Origin of the sequence: Novosphingobium resinovorum (genome assembly GCF_036352595.1) — a bacterium.
GTDB lineage: Bacteria > Pseudomonadota > Alphaproteobacteria > Sphingomonadales > Sphingomonadaceae > Novosphingobium > Novosphingobium resinovorum_B.
Genome location: NZ_JAZFAX010000043.1, coordinates 13,905 through 31,373, shown reverse-complemented (window position 1 = coordinate 31,373; position 17,469 = coordinate 13,905). Strand labels below are relative to the sequence as shown.

Annotated in this window: 15 protein-coding genes and 3 pseudogenes; 3 read left to right on the top strand and 15 right to left on the bottom strand. The window is 63.2% G+C overall.

The window, feature by feature from the left end; all coding sequences use genetic code 11:
- Positions 1-350: 350 nt before the first annotated feature.
- From V2S85_RS23995 to V2S85_RS23965, 7 genes and pseudogenes are all read right to left on the bottom strand, one after another.
- The gene (locus V2S85_RS23995; protein ID WP_330705318.1) at positions 351-566 is read right to left on the bottom strand and encodes a hypothetical protein; all 216 of its coding nucleotides are present in this window, start codon (positions 564-566) and stop codon (positions 351-353) included.
- A 178-nt stretch (positions 567-744) separates the two neighbouring features.
- Positions 745-1,359: a hypothetical protein gene (locus V2S85_RS27310; protein WP_419198233.1), complete on the bottom strand. Its 615-nt coding sequence runs from the start codon at positions 1,357-1,359 to the stop codon at positions 745-747.
- Positions 1,360-1,391: 32 nt separating this feature from the next.
- Positions 1,392-1,813: pseudogene (locus V2S85_RS23985) on the bottom strand (cbb3-type cytochrome c oxidase subunit I); the annotation flags it as partial.
- Between the two features lie 13 nt (positions 1,814-1,826).
- Positions 1,827-2,360, bottom strand: coding sequence for a c-type cytochrome (locus tag V2S85_RS23980; RefSeq protein WP_330705317.1), 534 nt, complete (start codon positions 2,358-2,360; stop codon positions 1,827-1,829).
- 70 nt (positions 2,361-2,430) lie between these two features.
- Positions 2,431-2,655 (bottom strand): annotated as a pseudogene (locus V2S85_RS23975) (SDR family oxidoreductase); the annotation flags it as partial.
- Positions 2,656-2,803: 148 nt separating this feature from the next.
- Positions 2,804-3,079 (bottom strand): annotated as a pseudogene (locus tag V2S85_RS23970) (hypothetical protein); the annotation flags it as partial.
- A 106-nt stretch (positions 3,080-3,185) separates the two neighbouring features.
- Positions 3,186-3,368 (bottom strand): DUF3008 family protein, encoded by a 183-nt coding sequence (locus tag V2S85_RS23965; RefSeq protein ID WP_419198234.1) that lies wholly within the window; start codon positions 3,366-3,368, stop codon positions 3,186-3,188.
- An 85-nt stretch (positions 3,369-3,453) separates the two neighbouring features.
- On the opposite strand from V2S85_RS23965, the gene egtB reads away from it, so the two are divergent.
- Both egtB and egtD read left to right on the top strand, forming a co-directional pair.
- Entirely contained in the window at positions 3,454-4,692 is a 1,239-nt protein-coding gene (gene egtB, locus V2S85_RS23960) for an ergothioneine biosynthesis protein EgtB (RefSeq protein ID WP_330705316.1), read from the top strand.
- A 4-nt stretch (positions 4,693-4,696) separates the two neighbouring features.
- Positions 4,697-5,683 carry an L-histidine N(alpha)-methyltransferase gene (gene egtD, locus V2S85_RS23955; protein WP_330705315.1) on the top strand — a complete coding sequence of 329 codons (987 nt, stop codon included), beginning with the start codon at positions 4,697-4,699 and terminating at the stop codon, positions 5,681-5,683.
- A 10-nt stretch (positions 5,684-5,693) separates the two neighbouring features.
- Here egtD and V2S85_RS23950 read toward each other — a convergent pair whose 3' ends face one another.
- The 3 genes from V2S85_RS23950 to V2S85_RS23940 form a co-directional block, all read right to left on the bottom strand.
- Complete coding sequence (locus V2S85_RS23950) at positions 5,694-7,307, bottom strand: acyl-CoA dehydrogenase (protein WP_330705314.1); 1,614 nt, start codon at positions 7,305-7,307, stop codon at positions 5,694-5,696.
- A 12-nt stretch (positions 7,308-7,319) separates the two neighbouring features.
- Complete coding sequence (locus V2S85_RS23945; protein WP_330705313.1) at positions 7,320-7,940, bottom strand: acyl-CoA dehydrogenase family protein; 621 nt, start codon at positions 7,938-7,940, stop codon at positions 7,320-7,322.
- 86 nt (positions 7,941-8,026) lie between these two features.
- Positions 8,027-8,887, bottom strand: coding sequence for a formate/nitrite transporter family protein (locus V2S85_RS23940; RefSeq protein WP_330705312.1), 861 nt, complete (start codon positions 8,885-8,887; stop codon positions 8,027-8,029).
- Positions 8,888-9,047: 160 nt separating this feature from the next.
- Between V2S85_RS23940 and V2S85_RS23935 the strand changes: the two genes are divergently transcribed.
- Complete coding sequence (locus V2S85_RS23935; RefSeq protein WP_330705311.1) at positions 9,048-9,614, top strand: glutathione S-transferase; 567 nt, start codon at positions 9,048-9,050, stop codon at positions 9,612-9,614.
- Between the two features lie 649 nt (positions 9,615-10,263).
- Here the strand turns inward: V2S85_RS23935 and V2S85_RS23930 are convergent.
- The 5 genes from V2S85_RS23930 to V2S85_RS23910 are packed head-to-tail and all read right to left on the bottom strand — an operon-like array spanning position 10,264 to position 17,398.
- The gene (locus V2S85_RS23930) at positions 10,264-11,628 is read right to left on the bottom strand and encodes an MFS transporter (protein WP_330705310.1); all 1,365 of its coding nucleotides are present in this window, start codon (positions 11,626-11,628) and stop codon (positions 10,264-10,266) included.
- Positions 11,621-11,980 (bottom strand): Zn-ribbon domain-containing OB-fold protein, encoded by a 360-nt coding sequence (locus V2S85_RS23925; RefSeq protein WP_330705319.1) that lies wholly within the window; start codon positions 11,978-11,980, stop codon positions 11,621-11,623. Before V2S85_RS23925 ends, V2S85_RS23930 begins: the two co-directional genes overlap by 8 nt.
- A 2-nt stretch (positions 11,981-11,982) precedes the next feature.
- Complete coding sequence (locus tag V2S85_RS23920; RefSeq protein ID WP_330705309.1) at positions 11,983-13,152, bottom strand: thiolase family protein; 1,170 nt, start codon at positions 13,150-13,152, stop codon at positions 11,983-11,985.
- Positions 13,153-15,711, bottom strand: a complete 2,559-nt coding sequence (locus tag V2S85_RS23915) for a beta-glucosidase H (protein ID WP_330705308.1) — start codon at positions 15,709-15,711, stop codon at positions 13,153-13,155.
- A 52-nt stretch (positions 15,712-15,763) separates the two neighbouring features.
- Positions 15,764-17,398: an AMP-binding protein gene (locus tag V2S85_RS23910; protein WP_330705307.1), complete on the bottom strand. Its 1,635-nt coding sequence runs from the start codon at positions 17,396-17,398 to the stop codon at positions 15,764-15,766.
- Between the last annotated feature and the right edge of the window lie 71 nt (positions 17,399-17,469).

The following is a 17,469-nucleotide window of genomic DNA, read 5'->3' as shown; positions in this document are numbered from 1 at the left end:
GCCAATGCTCGAGATCCCGCTGCCAATCCTCTTCCATCGCCAGCCTCCATCAAAGCTGGCTCCCTATGAATCACGCATTTCCCCTGCAGGGAATCCCGAAAATCACAATTCTGCCAAAGTAGTGCTAAGCCTCTCCTCGCGGAGATAGGTAAAGTCTCGTAAGAAAATGATTTTGTTTAGGCATAATTGCTGCCGGAAGCGCCGGCTCTAGCCGCCGGACCCTTGATGCTCAAAGCCGCTCTCTACGTCCGTTATTCACCCGATCCGCAGAATGTGCATACCATCGACGACCAGTTGCTGGTGTGCCGGGAACTTGCAGCACGCGAAGGCTGGGAGATCGTTGCTTGTCATCACGACGAGGCGGTATCCCGGTGCGAGCATGCGGGGGCGAACAGGCCTGCTGCAGGTTCTGGCTGACGCCAGGGCAGGGCAGTTCGACATCCTGTGTGCAGAACCTCTATCGCATATCGCGCGATCAGGAAGACATCGCGCATGTCGATAAGCTGCTGCGCTTTAACGGCATCACCCTTCACACCGTTGCCGAAGGTCTGGCGAATGAAATGCATATCGGCCTGAAGGGGACGATGAATGCTCTCTTTTTGAAGGACTTGGCGGACAAAACCCGAAGAGGTTTGCCCGGGCGTATCGAAAAGGGCCAGTCTGGAGGCGGTCTGGCTTACGGCTACGATGTCGTGCCAGGGCCAGACGACGCGGTCGGTGGACGATCCATCAATGAGGACCAGGCTATAATTGTCCGTCGTATCTTCCTGGCCTTTGCCGAGGGTAGGACGCCAGGAGCAATTGCGGAAATTCTGAATCGGGAATCCATCTCGGGACCATCCGCCACAGCGAAGATGCGAAGCCCGACGCCGACCTGCTCGATCTCGCCACGAAGCTGATCGACAAAAAGACCGCACCGTTCAAGCACCGCCGGGTGCACTTGACCTTGAGCCGGTCTTTCGTGCGGCGCCCCAAGTAGGGCGCATCGATGCGCTTGGCGATGATCCCTTCCTGCCCGGCGCCGCACATCACGTCATAGAGCTTCTCGCCCGCGCCGATCACCTGGTCGGCGACGAAGATGGGCGGCTCGGCATCGGCCAGCAGTGCCTCCAGTCGCTCCTTGCGTTGGATGTTGGGCATCGCCACCGGATCCTCGCCATCCAGTTCGAGGAGATCGAAGGCTTGGAATTCGAGGGGCTGGTCTTCGTTTTGGCTGCCTTTTCCGCGTTTGAGCACGGTCTGGAGACTGGAGAAATCGGGATTGCCGTCCAGCCTTCGGGCGATGATCTCCCGGTCGATCAGGCAGGGCGGCAGGCCCAGCCTGCCGATCAGGTAACTGGCACCGCCGAACACCAACATCACCACGCCGCCAAATTGCTGGTCGCCGAGCGGATCAAGCCCGATACGAATATCCCGCCGATCAGGAACGACGAGTATCCAAAGGCGGAAAGGCGCGGGAACGGCAGATTGCGCGCGCCCAGAAACTGCGGCAGCAGGATGATCGACACGGCCTCGAACATCGACACCGCGAAGAGGAACATCATCACCGAGCCGAGCAGCGTGAACAACTGGTTAAACGTCCCTGCGTCCACGAGATCGTTGTTCGGTACCGCCAGATGCATGCGCATGATGAGCGCGAGCACGCCCGCGAACAGTATGAAACCGAACGCGGTCAGGACGTACCACACGCCTACACGGTTGTTGTTGGTGTCCGTCCAGCGCAGGAACACTCCCTTGGGCGGTTCCCAGACCTTGCGGAGCCGCGCTTCCTCGCCTCGCGCAGCGGGATGTCGTCCTGATCGTGCAGGCTCATCGTCCCTCCTCCTTCAGCCAGCGTGCGATGGGGAGCGCGTCCGTTTCGGGCATCGCGGCGTAGGAGGGCATGCGGGGCTCCCGGCTCGGACTCGTGCGGATCGCGGATGAAGGCTGCGGAGTTCGCGGAAGCGAGTGAGGTCGGGCCCGATGCTGTGGCTGCCGTTCAGGGAATGGCACGCGGCGCAGCCGTTCGCCGCGAACAGCGCTGCACCGCGACTCTGAGTTCGGATCGGTGGCTCGCGGCTGGCCGCCAGCCATGCATCGCAGGCGGCAGGCTCCATGGCGATGACGCCGAACGCCATCAGCGCATGGCTGAGGCCGCAGAACTCCGCGCAGACGCCGCGATAGGTCCCGGGTTTGACGGCATTCACGACAAGGCGGTTGGTGCGCCCGGGGATCATGTCCACCTTTCCCGCCAGCCCGGGTATCCAGAAGCTGTGGATCACGTCGGTTGCGGTCAGTTCGAACACGACGGTGCGGCCCACCGGAATGCGCACTTCGTTGGCGGAGATCAGCGGCGGCTGGCCTTGCGGCTGGTAGCGCACGCGCTACCAGAGCTGCTCGCCCTCGACATGGATGCGCAAGTTATGCTCCGCGTCGGGCAGGGGGCGCCGGTCATCCGTTGACGATGATCCCGCCGTTCCGATGCAGAATTTGCCCGCTCATGTAGCTGGCATCCTCGCATGCGAGGAAAAGGAAGGCGGGCGCAACTTCATTGGGCCGGCCGGCGCGCCCCATCGGCGTGCTTTTGCCAAAGTGCTCCAGCTTCTCCGGGCTGGCACCGCCGCACGGGTTCAGCGGTGTCCAGATGGGGCCTGGGGCGACGGCGTTCACGCGGATGCGTGCTCGCTCACGAACGCGCCATCGGCAAAGTGGCCGCCAAAACCATCGCCGCTGAGGAAGGTACGTGCCTGTGATCTTGGAGGAAGAGGAGGAGGAGGGCATGTCGCCGGTATGCGCGAGCCAGATGCGCTCGAGGCTCTTAACGTTATCCGGCGTGATCTGGCCGAGCGGCGAAAAGCGGCGTGCGGCACCGGTACCACCATAGGCGGGCCAGTCGTCCCGGACAGAAGCGAGAGAGGGGCCACCGCGTGAGGTTAGCCCGGTGGGCCGGTCGTTCATGAATCGTGTCAAGCCAAGCGATCGTCGCGGGGCGTCCAACATCCAGCCCGCCACGAGTGCGGGCCGCTTCGAGCGGGAAACACATCATGATATCGGCGGCGGTGAACGTGTTCCCGGCACACCAAGGCTGGAATGACGGTTTATGCTCGACGAAGCCGAGATGGAGATCATCGGCTGCAGTTTCTTCTTCGCGGCCTTGCTCAGCAGGGGAATGCGGCCCAGCACCAGATTGACGAACAGAGGCGGCGTCAGCCCTTGTGTTCCGGAAGGCGCTTGTGCCTGGTCGCCGCGAGGCCGGCCAACTGCGTTTCTGTCATGGATTTCTCTATCTCCTTAGAGGCACCCTTGAGTTTCGACTTCGGTGTTTCTTGACGCTTGGCGGACAGCGCCGCGCCGGCGGCTTTCTGTTGGGCTTGCGAATGGGCCTCAATGGCGGTGCTGCCAGCGCCTCTGCTCGGTTCGTCTCTATTTCTGCGCGCGATGCATCCCTTGCGGGTTGTCGGCCGTTAGAGGCCCATGGATGTCACGAAAGATCGCTCGCTGCCGGTGCGCCGTACCCGATCACCGGCGCAAGCCTTTGCATCCGTCCGCGCCTTGACCGAGGCGCTTGCCGCCACGCTGTCCGACGCCGATGCGACGATCCAGTCGATGCCCGATGCGTCTCCCGCAAAGTGGCATCTGGCGCATACCACATGGTTCTTCGAAACTTTCGTGTTACGCGACCACCTCGCCGGATATCGCCTGTCCCACGAGGAATGGCCGTTCCTGTTCAATTCCTATTACGAGGCCGAGGGCCCGCGCCACGCCCGCCCTCACCGCGGCATGCTCTCGCGTCCTTCGCTGGATGAAGTTCTGGCCTATCGCGCGCATGTGGATGTGCATCTCGGTCAGATAATGGAGCGGCCCGAACTGGCCGGGCTGATCGAATTGGGTCTGAACCACGAGCAGCAGCATCAGGAACTGCTCCTGACTGACATCAAGCATGCTTTCTCGCTGAACCCGCTGGCGCCTGCCTATGGCGCGTTCGCAGACCCGGCGCACGGCATGGCAGGAGCGATGGAATGGGAGGAACACGGCCGGGGCTGCCATCGGATCGGTCATGACGGCGCCGGGTTCGCCTTCGACAACGAAGGGCCTGCCCACGATGTGCTGATTGGCCCCTTTGCTCTTGCGCGGCGGCTGGTCACCAACGGAGAATGGGCGGAATTCATCGCCGATGGAGGCTATAGCAATGCCGCACTCTGGTTGTCGGACGGCTGGGCCTGGGTGAACGCCGAAAGAATCGCGGCTCCGCTCTACTGGCGGGGCGGGGATGCATTCACGCTTGCAGGGATGCAGGCGTTGTCGCCTGAAGCGCCGGTCTCCCACGTCTCGTTCTACGAGGCGGATGCCTTCGCGACCTGGGCCGGTCATCGCCTGCCTACCGAGTTCGAATGGGAAGTCGCCGCGCAGGCACACGATCCCGCAAACGGCAACCAACTCGATGAAGCACATGGCGCTCATCCTGCCGGATCCCCGGGCCTTTTCGGGGACTGCTGGCAATGGACCCGCTCTGCCTACCTGCCTTATCCGCGCTTTCATCCAGTGGCCGGGGCAGTGGGCGAGTACAACGGCAAGTTCATGTCCGGCCAGTGTGTACTCAAGGGGGCCAGTTGCGCGACACCGCGCGGGCATTCCCGGGCCACGTATCGCAACTTCTTCCCCCCCGAAAAGCGCTGGCAGTTCACCGGCGTGCGCCTAGCTAAGGATCTGTAGACCCATGGCCACTGCCGTCCGCGATCTGATCGACGCCTCCCGCGATACCCTGCGCGCGCAATTCCGCCGCGATGTCCTCACCGGACTGTCGCAGGAGCGAAAGGCCATTCCCGCACGCTGGTTCTACGACCATCGCGGTAGCGAACTGTTCGAGGAGATCACGCGGCTCCCCGAATACTACCCCACCCGCACCGAGACCGGTATCCTCATGGCGCATGCCACGCGGATCGGGCGCATGGTCGGGTCGAAACATCACGTCGTCGTGGAATTCGGCGCGGGCAGCGCAATCAAAACACCGCTGCTGCTCGATGCGATCTGGACCGCTGCCTATGTGCCGATCGACATCTCGGGTGAATTCCTGAGCGAATCCTGCGCGGCGCTGGCTGCGCGCTATCCCGGTTTGCCGATCCATCCGGTCGAGGCCGATTTCAGCCAGCCCGCCACGCTGCCCGTCGAAGTGGGCTCGCACCCCCGCCTTGGCTTCTTTCCTGGCTCGACCATCGGCAATATGGAGCCGATGGCAGCGGCCGACCTGCTGCGATCAATGCGCAGGACACTGGGGGCGAGAAGCCTGTTGCTGATCGGTTTTGACCGTATCAAGGGCGAGGCGGAACTTGTCCGTGCCTATGACGATGCGCGGGGCGTGACGGCAGCATTCAACCTCAACCTTGCCGCGCGCATCAACGGCGAACTGGACGGTACCATCCCGCTCGACGCGCTGGCCCACCGCGCGATCTGGAACGATGAACGGGCGCGGATCGAAATGCATATAGCGGCCAGTCGCGCCATCGAGTTCAACGTCTGCGGCCGCCGGTTCGCGATGGCCGCCGGAGAGACGATCCATACCGAGAACAGCCACAAGTATGATCCACGCAGCGCCGATACTCTGCTTCTCGCAGGTGGCTGGGAGCCATTGCAAGGCTTTGGCGACGCCGACGACCGGTTCATGGTCATCCTCGCCCGTGCGATCGGGGACGAGCAGACGGCGTAGACAGCGCGGCTTATTCGGCGGCCTCGTGTAACGGGGCTGCCGTTTTCCTTGCGAGTTCTTCCGGCGCAAAGTCGTCGACCGCGATCACTTCTGCCACGGCCGCATCGGCGCCGCGCAACTGCTCGCGCTCTTGGGCGGATATCAGGCCCGCTGTCAGGGCCTCGTCGGCGTCGCGAATGCGGGCCTGCTTCATTCGATCGTGGATCGGCTGGGTGGCGACGGTCTTGCGGAACGCTTCAGTGAGCCGTGCGACGGCCTCGTTCTCGCCGCCGATATAGACGTTCTCGACCAGCCGGTCGCGTGCTGCGCACGGCTCCAGCAGGATCGCGGCGGCGCGGCGCACGGTGCGGTCGGTCGGGCCATTGCGGCGTCTTCCATAAGGCATGATAAACAGCCGCAGCATCCAGCCGACCGGGCGCACCGGGAAATTCTCGATGATCTGCGCGAAACTCTGCTCGATGCTGGCAAATCCGCTCTGCATGCACCAGTCGAGAAGAGGTAGGTCGTCGTTCTGCCGCCCCTCGTCCTCCCAGCGCTTGAGCGCGCCGGAGAGCATGTAGAGTTCTGACAGGACGTCACCCAGTCGCGCCGAGAGCAGTTCGCGCCGCTTGAGTTCGCCGCCCAGCGTCAGGAACGCGATGTCCGAGCAGAACGCGAAGGCGGCGGTGTAACGGCTCATCTGGCGATAATAACGCGTGGCTTTCCCGGCCTTGGGCGCGGGCGCGAAGACGCCGCCGCTCCAGCTGCGTACGAATGCACGGATCGCGGTCTTGAGCGCATGGCCGACGTGCCTCCACAGCACTTTGTCGAAATCCGCCAGCGCCCGCCCCTGATCCGCGTCGCCGACCGCGCGGATTTCGTCGAGCAGGTAGGGGTGCGAGCGGATCGCGCCCTGTCCGAAGACCATCAGACTGCGCGTCAGGATATTCGCGCCTTCGACGGTTATGCCGACCGGTATCGCGCGGTACTGGCTGGCCATGTAGTTGCGCGGGCCTTCGATCACCGCCTTGCCGCCGTGGACATCCATCGCATCGTTGATGACGACACGCATCCGCTCGGTCGCGTGCAGCTTGAGGATTGAGGAGATCACCGCAGGATGCTTGCCCTGATCCAGCCCCGCGCAGGTCAACCGGCGTGCTCCGTCGAGCAGATAGGCATTGCCCGCGATTCGGGCGAGGCGCTCCTGAATGCCCTCAAACCGGCCGATCGGCAGGTTGAACTGCGAGCGCACGCGGGCATAGGCACCGGTGGTATGCGCCGCGAAAGCGCCCGCCGCCGCAGAAAGCGAGGGCAGCGAGATACCGCGCCCGGCAGCAAGAGCGCTCATCAACATCTTCCAGCCCTGGCCCACGCGCTCGCGGCCGCCGATCACGTTGTCAAGCGGGATGAACACGTCCTTGCCTTCGTTGGGACCGTTCTGGAAGGTCTGCATCGAGGGGATGTGTCGCCGCCCGATAGTGACGCCGGGCAGATCGGTAGGCACCAGAGCCACAGTGATGCCGATATCCTCCGGCCCGCCGAGCAAATGCTCCGGGTCGCGCAGTTTAAACGCGAGGCCGAGGATTGTCGCGACCGGTCCCAGCGTGATGTACCGCTTGTGCCAGTTGAGGCGGATACCCAACACGTCTTCGCCCTGCTAGTCGCCCCGGCAGACAACGCCTTCGTCGACCATGGCGGCTGCGTCGGATCCCGCCTCGGGGCTGGTGAGGCCGAAGGCGGGGATTTCGCGCCCAACGGCGAGGCGCGGCAGCCAGTGGCGCTGCTGTGCCTCGGTGCCAAAGCGCAGGATGAGTTCGCCCGGCCCCAGCGAGTTGGGCACCATCGCCGTCACCGCACCCGAAACCGAGCGGGTGGCGATTTTCCGCACGATCTCGCTATGGGCGAAGTTCGAGAAGCCGAGGCCGCCGTGTTCTTTCGGAATGATGATGCCGAAGAACTTCTCGGACTTGAGGTAGTCCCATGCTTCGGGCGGCAGGTCGTGGGTTTCCCAGGTCATGCGCCAGTCGTCGATCATCCCGCAGAGCGTCTCCACCGGGCCGGTCATGAAGGCCTGCTCTTCTGCCATAAGTGTCGCTGGCGGGACTGCAAGCAGGGCCTCCCAGTCGGGATTGCCGGTGAACAGGGCGGCATCCCACCAGGTGTCGCCCGCATCGATCGCTTCGCTTTCGGTGGCGGACAGTGCGGGTAGGGCTGACTGCACGAGCGACAGCACCGGGCGTGTCAGGACTTCGCGGCGGGCGGTAGTGACAAACGACATTATCAAGTTCCTTCTCCGCACAATCAACGCATGGGCGCAGCGCATGATCCTGAGGCTTTCAGGCCGCCGCCTGGAATGTGCGTTCCTTACGGTTCGTCAGCGCCCAGATCGCTGCGCATCTGGCCGTGAGCGAGAACGGCGAACAGGCCGGTGCCGCCGATGACGTTGCCGGCCAGCGCCGGAAGCGTGAATTCGATCCAGGCTTCGCCGAGGCCGATGGTGCCGCTCAGCCAGAGAAAGCTAGCCTGCGAAGAACCGGTGACGACGTGGGCGAAGCCGCCCAGCGCGATGACGTAGGTGAGCGTGAAGATCACCCAGAATTCGCTGCCGCGTGCATTGGGGAGCACCCAGGCGATCGCCGCCATGATGAACCCGGCCGGGATCCCGAGGGTGAGTGTGCGCGTCCAGTGCTGGAGTTCCAGCTTGCCCAAAATGTCGAGCGCGACCATCCGCTGTTCGTGCGTGATGATGATCTCGCCCGCCATCAGCGCGCTGACGAGCGTGACGCCGACGAGGTTTCCCAGCAGGACGCATGCCCATAAGCGGACCAGCCGCCCGAAGTTGTAGACGGAGGGAGAGGTCGCGACGGGCAGCACTGCGGTCACCGTACTTTCGGTGAAGAGCTGAAGGCGGCCCATGACGACTATCAGGTAACCGATGGGATAGCCCAGGAAATAGACGAGGGGTGCCCATTCGGTATCGGGCAGGTGACTGCGCAGGAACAGCTCGCAAAGCAGCGATAGTGCTATCGCCAGCCCGGCCGCGATGCCGGACAGGGTCAGGGCAAGGGCAGGGCGCCGCAATTCCTCCTCTCCCTGCAGGCGCACGACCTCGTGCACGATCTTGGAAGAACCAGCCCGCCGCTCCTCTACGTCCTGGACTTCGGCGGCGTCGAGCGCTTTGTCCGGCTGCTCTCCGTTGGCGGCATGGGCATGGGGAAAGGTCATCGCGCGGCTCCTTTGCCAATCGACAACCCGCGAGCGCGCGAGGAGTTCGCGGTGGACCGCCCTACAGGTTCGGGTTTGACCGGGCCGAATTGCGGGCAAGCCCGAAACGAAGTGCCGCAGCGTGCATTGATCCGGGTATTGTCCCGATCAGGAATGCGCGATGTCCGATTTCGATTTGTATCACTGGTCGGTCCCCTTCCGGGGGCAGTTTATCCGGGGCATCCTCGCCTATGCAGAAGCAAGCTGGACCGAGTACGACAGTTGCGAGATCGGCGAACTCATGGGCAGGCACCCATCGGGTCAGCCGGTTCCTTTCATGGTGCCGCCGGTACTCGTCGATAATGCCAATGGTTTTTCCATCGCGCAGACGCCTGCGATAGCGCTCTATCTCGGAGAAAAGCTCGACCTTCTGCCGCCATCGCTCGAAATGCGGGCGCAGAGCGTGAAGGTCGTCAACGATGCCAATGACGTTCTGGATGAAATCACTCTCGATGGCGGCCGGCAAATGTGGACCGGTGAAAAATGGAGCGAGTTCATGCCCCGCCTGAGACGCTGGATGGAAATATGGGAGGCGACGGGTCACGCCGGCGGTCTGACCCCGTGGCTGGCGCAGGTTTTGATTGCAAGGACAGGTGCGGCGACTGCTCCCGGCATCATGATAGCGGCGGTGGCACTGTGTGTTCTGCCGATCCTGGCAGCAATGCGCGATGTGTCCGAAGGGGGCTAAATCCAGTCTCCTTCCTTGAACCAGAGGTAGGGTACAACCCCGGACAAGATGCATAGACGGAGTGCCAGAGGATAGGCAAAATGCCAATTCAGTTTGGGCATGCCCAAGAGAGGAACAGTTCTAGGTGATAATAGGGGGCAATGGCCCTGAAGCTAACGAGAATGCCCTTGGTTCATGCCTGTCTCGGCGCCCTCAGACGCATTAGATTCGCTACTTGGTTGGAGACGGCATTAAGTGTGGGTGGTACTGAAACCGAGTTCTCGGAACGGATGTTCTCATCGAGTTGCCTTACAGGACTTCCTTTGCCGCCAAATTGTTTTTTTACGATGTTCGATGAAATGCTTGGCAAGGTCGGCGGGTTCGAGAAAATTTTTACAAATTAATGTAATATTGTGAAAATATTTTCATTGAATCGCAAGTGCTGTCAAATGTATCGACGATGATCATGTTTTTTGTCATCATGGTGCGAATTGACGTTCTACGGATATAGGTTGGTTACTTGAGCTAATCAGGATTTTTTGACGTGAAGCCCAGTGGCATTTTTCGAGCATCTCCACACATCGGTTGCGATCCATGGCTTGTCGTCGGACCTATGTTCACTGCAAACCTGTTGGACATAGGCCTGCTGCAGCAACCCCGGTGCTTGCTATCAGCTGTTCTTGACCGACTCATGATTGTCGATAGTCGGTGAATACATTGGCAATAAATCTCGATTTATTGTTGGGATTATAAGTATTGATAATGAAGCCATCAAAGAAATTAGTGCGAAGGCGTAGAAATTCCACACGGTATGCAGATCGCACTGCACGATCAAACTTCCTATTAGCGGGCCGCACACAGCGCCAAGCCGGGAAAAACTGACGCTGCAACCAACTGCGGTTGCGCGCAGGAACGACGAAAAGTAGCTGGAAAGATAGCTAGTCACCATTACGGCAGCCGCAACCGTACCGATCCCGGCAGCCGCTACGACCATATACGTCATGCCTAGCGGCCAGCGAACTGAGAGCAGCAGGATCGCAAACGCGCCGCAGCCGAAGGCCAGCGTGATCGCCCCCGTACGACCGATCCGGTCGGCCAGCCAGCCTAGCACTACGCCGCCTGCGGAAGATGCCAACGCGAAGACACCAAGGAACATGATGCTCGGCCCAAGATCATAGCCACTGTCACGCATGATCTTAGGGAGCCACGTATTCAAGCCGTAAACCAGCACCATTCCGAAGAAAGATGCCAGCCAGAACCCGATCGTCGGGCGTGCACGGCCTTCGACGAACAACGCCCGCAGCCCCGCATTTTCGGTGCCTGAACGTCCGACCTCCGCTGTCGTAGGTAGGGCGATTCCAAACCGCTGCGCCAACCTGAATGCCTTTGCCTCGTCGCCCCGCCGCACCAGGAAGACCAGAGATTCCGGCAGTAGGCCGCCGATGAACGGCAAGAAAAGCAACGGTACGCCGCCGAGCCCCAGGACCATCCGCCAGCCGAGTTGTGCTGCAAGGAAATAAGATACCAGCGCTGACGCGAAGATGCCGAGTGAATAGCCCGAATACATCAGGGCGAACTGACGGTTCACCTGGTCCTTGCCTGCGAACTCGGTGGTCAGCGCTGCGCAAACCGGAATGATGCCGCCGATGCCTACCCCTGCGCAAAAACGCATCAGGCCAAGCAGCACCGGCGCAGGTGCCAGCGCTGCCAGGGCGCTGGCGGTGGAGAACAGGCCCAGACAAATCAGATAGCAGCGCTTGCGCCCGATCCTATCGCTCATCCGCCCGAACCCGTATGCCCCGAACGCCATGCCCAACAGTGCGGCGCTGGCGATGAGGCCGGCCGCGCCGGCGCTCAGATTCCATTTGGGATCGGCCATGAGGATCGGCAGGACCGCGCCCAGCGAGCCCATGTCATACCCTTCCGAAAAGAGGCCGAACCAGCAGATCACGGTGACGATGTTGGTCCAGCCGGTCGGCCTGTCGGTGGGCACCAGCGGCTCTGGAAGCGGTGCGGTAATCGTCTTGTCAGCCATGGAAATTCCCTGGTCCTCCAGCCTGAGCCGGATCGATAGCGTCTTTTCGTACGGCAAGGATCGGACCTGCCGGGCCATCGGATGCAGTCAGCCATACGGCCGCGCCAGGTCGAACATTCGAAGCCAGTGCGACAAGTGCGCGGATGCCGAGATCGGTTGCAACCACGCCGATGCGCAAAGGGCCGCCGTGCAGGCGATCCGGTTCGAGCGAACGGTGCAGGGCCGCCTCGGCCACCACGTGTCCTTCGAGCGGCGTCTCACGTACTTCGAGGGCGTCTGATAGACACACTCGGCACACGTCACGCGAAGGATATTGCGCCGCGCCGCAGGCAAGGCAGGTCTGCAATGGCATGGTCACGCAATGCCCTCCAGCAGCACGGCTCCGGTGGCCAGGCAGCGGTCGTAAGTTACCATTCCATAGCCGCTTGCCAGGGCGATACGCGCACCTTCGACCTGGCGGCCAAGCGGCTGCCCGATCACCTGCCGCAGCGCCTCGACCACCGGCAGAAAGCCGCCTGCCGCCCCCGCCTGTCCGCACGATAGCTGGCCGCCGCATGTATTCTGCGGAAAATCGCCGGCCGTCGTCAGGTCGTGGCTCTGGAGGAACGAGGCAGCGGCGCCCTTTGCGCAGAAGCCGAGATCCTCGATCTGCATGGCGACGATTACGGGATAATCATCGTAAGTCTGAAGGCAGTCGACATCGGCCGGGGCCATTGCCGCCTGTTCCCAAAGCGCCGGTGCATCCATCGCCCAGCCTGCACGGATCGCCACGGGGTCTTCGAAAAAGGCGTTGTGCCGTTCTATGGCCCCAGCGATGCCGGCATGGCGCAAGCCGAGCCGGCGCGCGCGGTTCTCGGACATGACAAGGAAGGCCTCGGCTCCCGCACAGGGCATCACGCAATCGAACATGTGAAGCGGACCGGCCACCGGTTTGGCGCCCAGATAGTCTTCCAGCGTCAGTGGCTTGCGACCCAGCAACGCATTGGGGTTGGCAGCGGCATTGGCACGCTGCGCAATCGCGATCCGGCCGAAGTCCTCGCGCGTCGTGCCGAAGGTCCGCATGAAATGGTCGGTGATGAGCGCGAATGCGCCGTTGGGGCCCGCCGCGCCGAACGGATAGGCCGCTTCGGAGGAAAAGCGGCTGAAATCGCGCACGAGCGCGGCGAAATCGCTCGAACCCGAAGTGTCGCCGGCGATGCAGGCGACAACTTCGGCATCACCGCACTGCACCGCGCGCGCGGCACGGCGAAGCGCCATCACGCCGCTGGCGCCGCCGGTGGGCAACCACTCGATCCAGCGCGGTGACATGTCGAAGTGCTCGGTCAGGGCGATGGTGGTGTCGCTGCCGAGCGTGAAGGAAGAGACCGCAAGGCCGTCGATATCCGACTTGTCGATGCCCGCGGTATCGATCAGCGCCTTGAGCGCACGGCCGATGAACCAGTGCGCCTGCCGGTCGCTCGTGCGCTGGTACGGCACGGTGACCGGGCAGGCGACGGCAACGCCGGAGTAGCCCAGAGCCGCCATTCAGCCGTCCTTGCCGACGGTGAACGCCGCGCTGGCGGCGATCGCGCGCGAGGAACTGCCGAGGCCGATGGTATATTCACCTGCCGCCATCGCCCAGTCACGCCGCGCTTCGTCCCAGAAGCTCAGATCGCGGGAGGTCAGAGTGAACTCCACCGCGCGGCTTTCGCTGGGCTTGAGGAAGACTTTGGCGAAGCGTTTGAGCTGGCGCGGCGGCTCGCCCGCGTCCCGCGGCATCCCCAGGTAGAGCTGGGCCACTTCGGCGCCCGCCCGCTTGCCGGTGTTGCGCACAAGGGCCGTGACCTTCCAGCCATCGCCGGCCGGCCCCACGCGCAGGTTCTCGAACGCGAACGTGGTGTAGGACAGGCCGTGACCGAACGGGAACAGCGGCGCGATGCCTTTTTGATCGTACCAGCGGTAGCCCACGAAAATACCCTCGCCGTACTGCGCATCGAGGCTGCCGGGATAGAACGCGAAAGTCGGGTTGTCCTCGTTGCGCGACGGGAAGGTGCAGGGCAGTTTGCCCGAGGGGTTGGCGTGGCCGAGCAGCACATCGGCAATCGCATGCCCCGTCTCGCCGCCGAGAAACCAGGCTTCGACGATGGCCGGAACCTTGTCGACCCAGGGCATCAGCAGTGGTCCGCCGTTGTTCAGCACGATGACGGTGCGCGGATTGGCAGCGACGATGGCCTCCACCAGCGCGTTCTGATCGCCGAACAGGTCGAGCGAGGCGCGGTCGCTGGTTTCGGCTTCCGAAGTGTTGGAACTGCCCACGAAGACGAGCGCGACATCGCTGGCGCGAGCGGCGGCAACGGCCTGTTCGATGGTGCCGGCAGGCATACGGATACCGATGCGATAGGCGGCGGCTTTTTCGTGCGCGGGGAGCATCTCGAACAGGAAACGGTAGGGCTTCCCGGCCTTGAGCGTGACCGTTGCGCTGCGCGCCTTCCAGTCCAACATGTCGAACAGCGGCGGCGGCTCGGTGACGCTCGCAGGCGTGATGATCGGCTTGCCGTCCAGCGTGATGGTGGATGAGCCGAGATCGAGCAGCTGGAATTCATACTCCCCGTCCAGCGGCGGCCAGAACCAGCCTTCGGAACGCACGGCCAATTGGTCGGCGGGCCGGGGCGTGACGTTGTCGCCGAAGCGGAATTTCATGAAGACATCGTCCCCGAACGTCTTCGTCGGCGCGCCCTCAAGGGTGCCGCTAGTCCAGAATCCGGTATGCACCTTGGCATCGCGCGTATCGGCCGTAGTAGAGAAGTGGCGCGGGTCCGCAACCGGCGGATAGCGGTTGTTATCGACACCGTCCGCGACGTTGAGCTTCACCGATGGTGGCAGCGCGGCGCGCAGGCCGTCGAGTGCGGTGATGGCCCGGATCGGATTGACCTCTGAACTGCCCCCGCCCTGGATGACGCGCACATCGGCGTTGGGGCCGATCACCGCGATCGACTTCAGGCGTGCCGCATCGAGCGGGAGGATGGCGCCTTCGTTGCGCAGCAAAGTGATCGCCTCCGTCGCAGCCGCGCGCGATACGGCGCGGTGCTGCGGCGTATCGAACGATCCGCGCATGAGCTTGGCTGAACCGTCCATCTTGCCCGACCGCCAGACTGCATACAGCATTCGCCGCACCGCGCCGTCGAGCGTGGGCATCGTGACTTCGCCGGCCTCGACCGCCTTGACCAGCTTGGCGCCCAGCACTTCGGGCGGGCCGGGCATTTCAAGGTCGAGCCCCCCATTGATCGCGGGCGCCGCCGTGTGGACAGCCCCGAAGTCAGACATGACCGCGCCGGTGAAGCCCCATTCCTCCTTGAGCACCTTGCGCAGCAGCCACGCATTTTCCGAGGCGAAAGTGCCGTTGACCTTGTTGTACGCAGTCATGAACATCACCGGATCGGCGCGCTCCACCACTTCGCGGTAAGCGGGGAAGTAGATTTCGCGCAAGGCCCGTTCGGACACATTGGCGCTCATCTTGCGGCGCTCATGCTCCTGGTTGTTCGCGGCGAAATGCTTGGGCGTGGTCAGGCGGCCAGTGCTGCGCACGCCCTTCGTCCAGGCGACCGCCATCTCGCCGGTCAGGTACGGATCTTCGGAGAAGTATTCGAAATTGCGCCCGCCCACGGGAACGCGCTGAATGTTCATCGCCGGGCCCAGGACGATCTGGTAGCCCTTGACGATCGCCTCCTCGCCGATGGCCCGGCCGATGCGGACCGCCGCCTCGGGGTTCCAGGTCGCGGCGAGGGCAACGCTGGCCGGAAAAACCGTAGCCGGCGTGGCATCATCGGTACGCATCCCGTTGGGGCCATCGGCCATTTTCAGCGAGGGAATGCCCAGACGCTCGACCGCCGCCGTGGAGAAACGGTTCGCGCCTGACAGAATCGAGACTTTCTCGGCCAGCGTCATCCGCCCGAGCAGCGCTTCAATATATGCCTCGGCCTGCGGCGTCATCGCGCCAGCGGCAGGTGCACCAATTGCGCGGGAGGATGCGGCGGCGACCGTCAGGGCGGCTCCGGCAAGGAGCAGGCCCCGGCGTGAAACTTGGGCGGAATTCTGGTTCGTCACGGTTTGCTCCTCGGCTTTCTGTCTATCACGGCGGCTCGTTCACGCATCGTCTTCAGGCGCGGTTGCGTTTGAGCGCCCGCAAGTCATGGACTTGGCCTTCATCAAGCAGCCTTCGGCCGAGCGTGCGGATCGTGCCGCGCTGGAGCTTTTGCGAAGCCGTGGTCGGTAGCGCTTCGACGAACGCGATGTAGCCCGGAATCTTGAAGTATTGCAGGCGTGCGAGGCAGAATGCGGCAATGTCCTGCGCCGCCTCGAAGCTTGTCGCGCCGTCTGCAGGTTCGATCAGGGCCATCACTTCCTCGCCCCGAATCTCGTCGATCACCGGTAGAATCGCACAGTTGCGCACCGCCGCATGAAGCATCAGGGCGCCTTCCACCTCGACCGCCGCGATATTCTCGCCGCTGCGTCGCACGATGTTCTTGCTGCGATCGACGAAGAACATCGAACCGTCCGCATCGCGCCTGACGATATCACCGGTGTGGAACCAGCCGTGCTGCCACGCCGCCTCGGTGGCCTCGGGATCCTTGTAATAGCCCGAGAAAAAGCCCCGGCGCGGATCCTCGCCGCGAGCACGGACCAGCAGTTCACCGGGGTCGCCAACGGCAACTTCACCGCCGTCCTCGCTCACCAGCCGGACCTCGATATGGTCAGGCGCCCGGCCGAAGCAACGACTGCCGACGTGGCGCGGCTCGTGATTGGCGGTGATCCAGGCACCGGCGCCCGTCTCGCTCATCGCCCAGGCCTCGATCAGCGGGAAGCCGAAGCGCGCCTCGAACATCGCATGGTGGCGCGGATCTACCCCAGCCCCGAAAGCAAAGCGGATCGCATGGCCTTCCCAGGCCTCGGGTCCATCCTCGCGGCGCAGCAGGATCGCGGGCATGACGCCCAAGTAGTGCACGATCGTGGCTCGCGTCTCGCGCACCGTCTTCCACCACGTGGAAGCATGGAAGCGATCGAGCTGGATCAGGCAGCCTCCCGAAAGCATCGCCGCCATGAAGGAACAGGCCAGCGCGTTCATATGGGAAACCGGAAGCGGCGTCAGGATACGGTCGCGGCCCGGCTCGAAAGCGCAGCGACCGCCGAGGCCAGTATAGAATTCGCCGATCGCGGTGAAATAGGCGTTCGAAAGGATGCAGCCCTTGGGCTTGCCGGTGGTGCCGGATGTGAACAGCATCGCCGCCTCGCTGGCGAGGCCGAAATCGTCCTGCCCGGCGACACGCGGCGCCTGAGGCATTTCCCCCGCCAGCGCATCGGCGACCGGCATGGCCGCAGGTGCGATCGCGGCGAAGCGCGGCACCAAAGCCTGCCACGTCACGATCATGTCGAGGTCCGCCTGCGCCACCACATCACCCAGTTCGGTGTCGCGCATCCCCTCGTTCAACGGCACGATGCTGACGCCGATCGCGTTGAGTGCAAGAAAATGCAGGAAAAACTCGGGATGGTTGCCCAGTGCAAGGCCGACGCGGTGGCCGACCCCGAAGCCGCCTGAACGGTAGCGATCGGTCAGGGCACCGACACGGAGAGCGGCATCGCCGTAGGTCACGGTAACGGCAGGTTCACCGACCAGCGCTTCGGTCGGGGCATGGAGGAAGTCGTGGTCTCGCCACACTTCGACCGACCGGCGGAAACAGCCGTAGAGGGTCTCGGCCGAGGCCTTGAGTGGCGAGAGCTCGATAGGGGAAAGCACTTTGGTGAGGTTCCTTAAAATTCCGTGCCCCGACTGCAGGATGTTGCAAGCAGGGTTATCGCGGCCGCCGG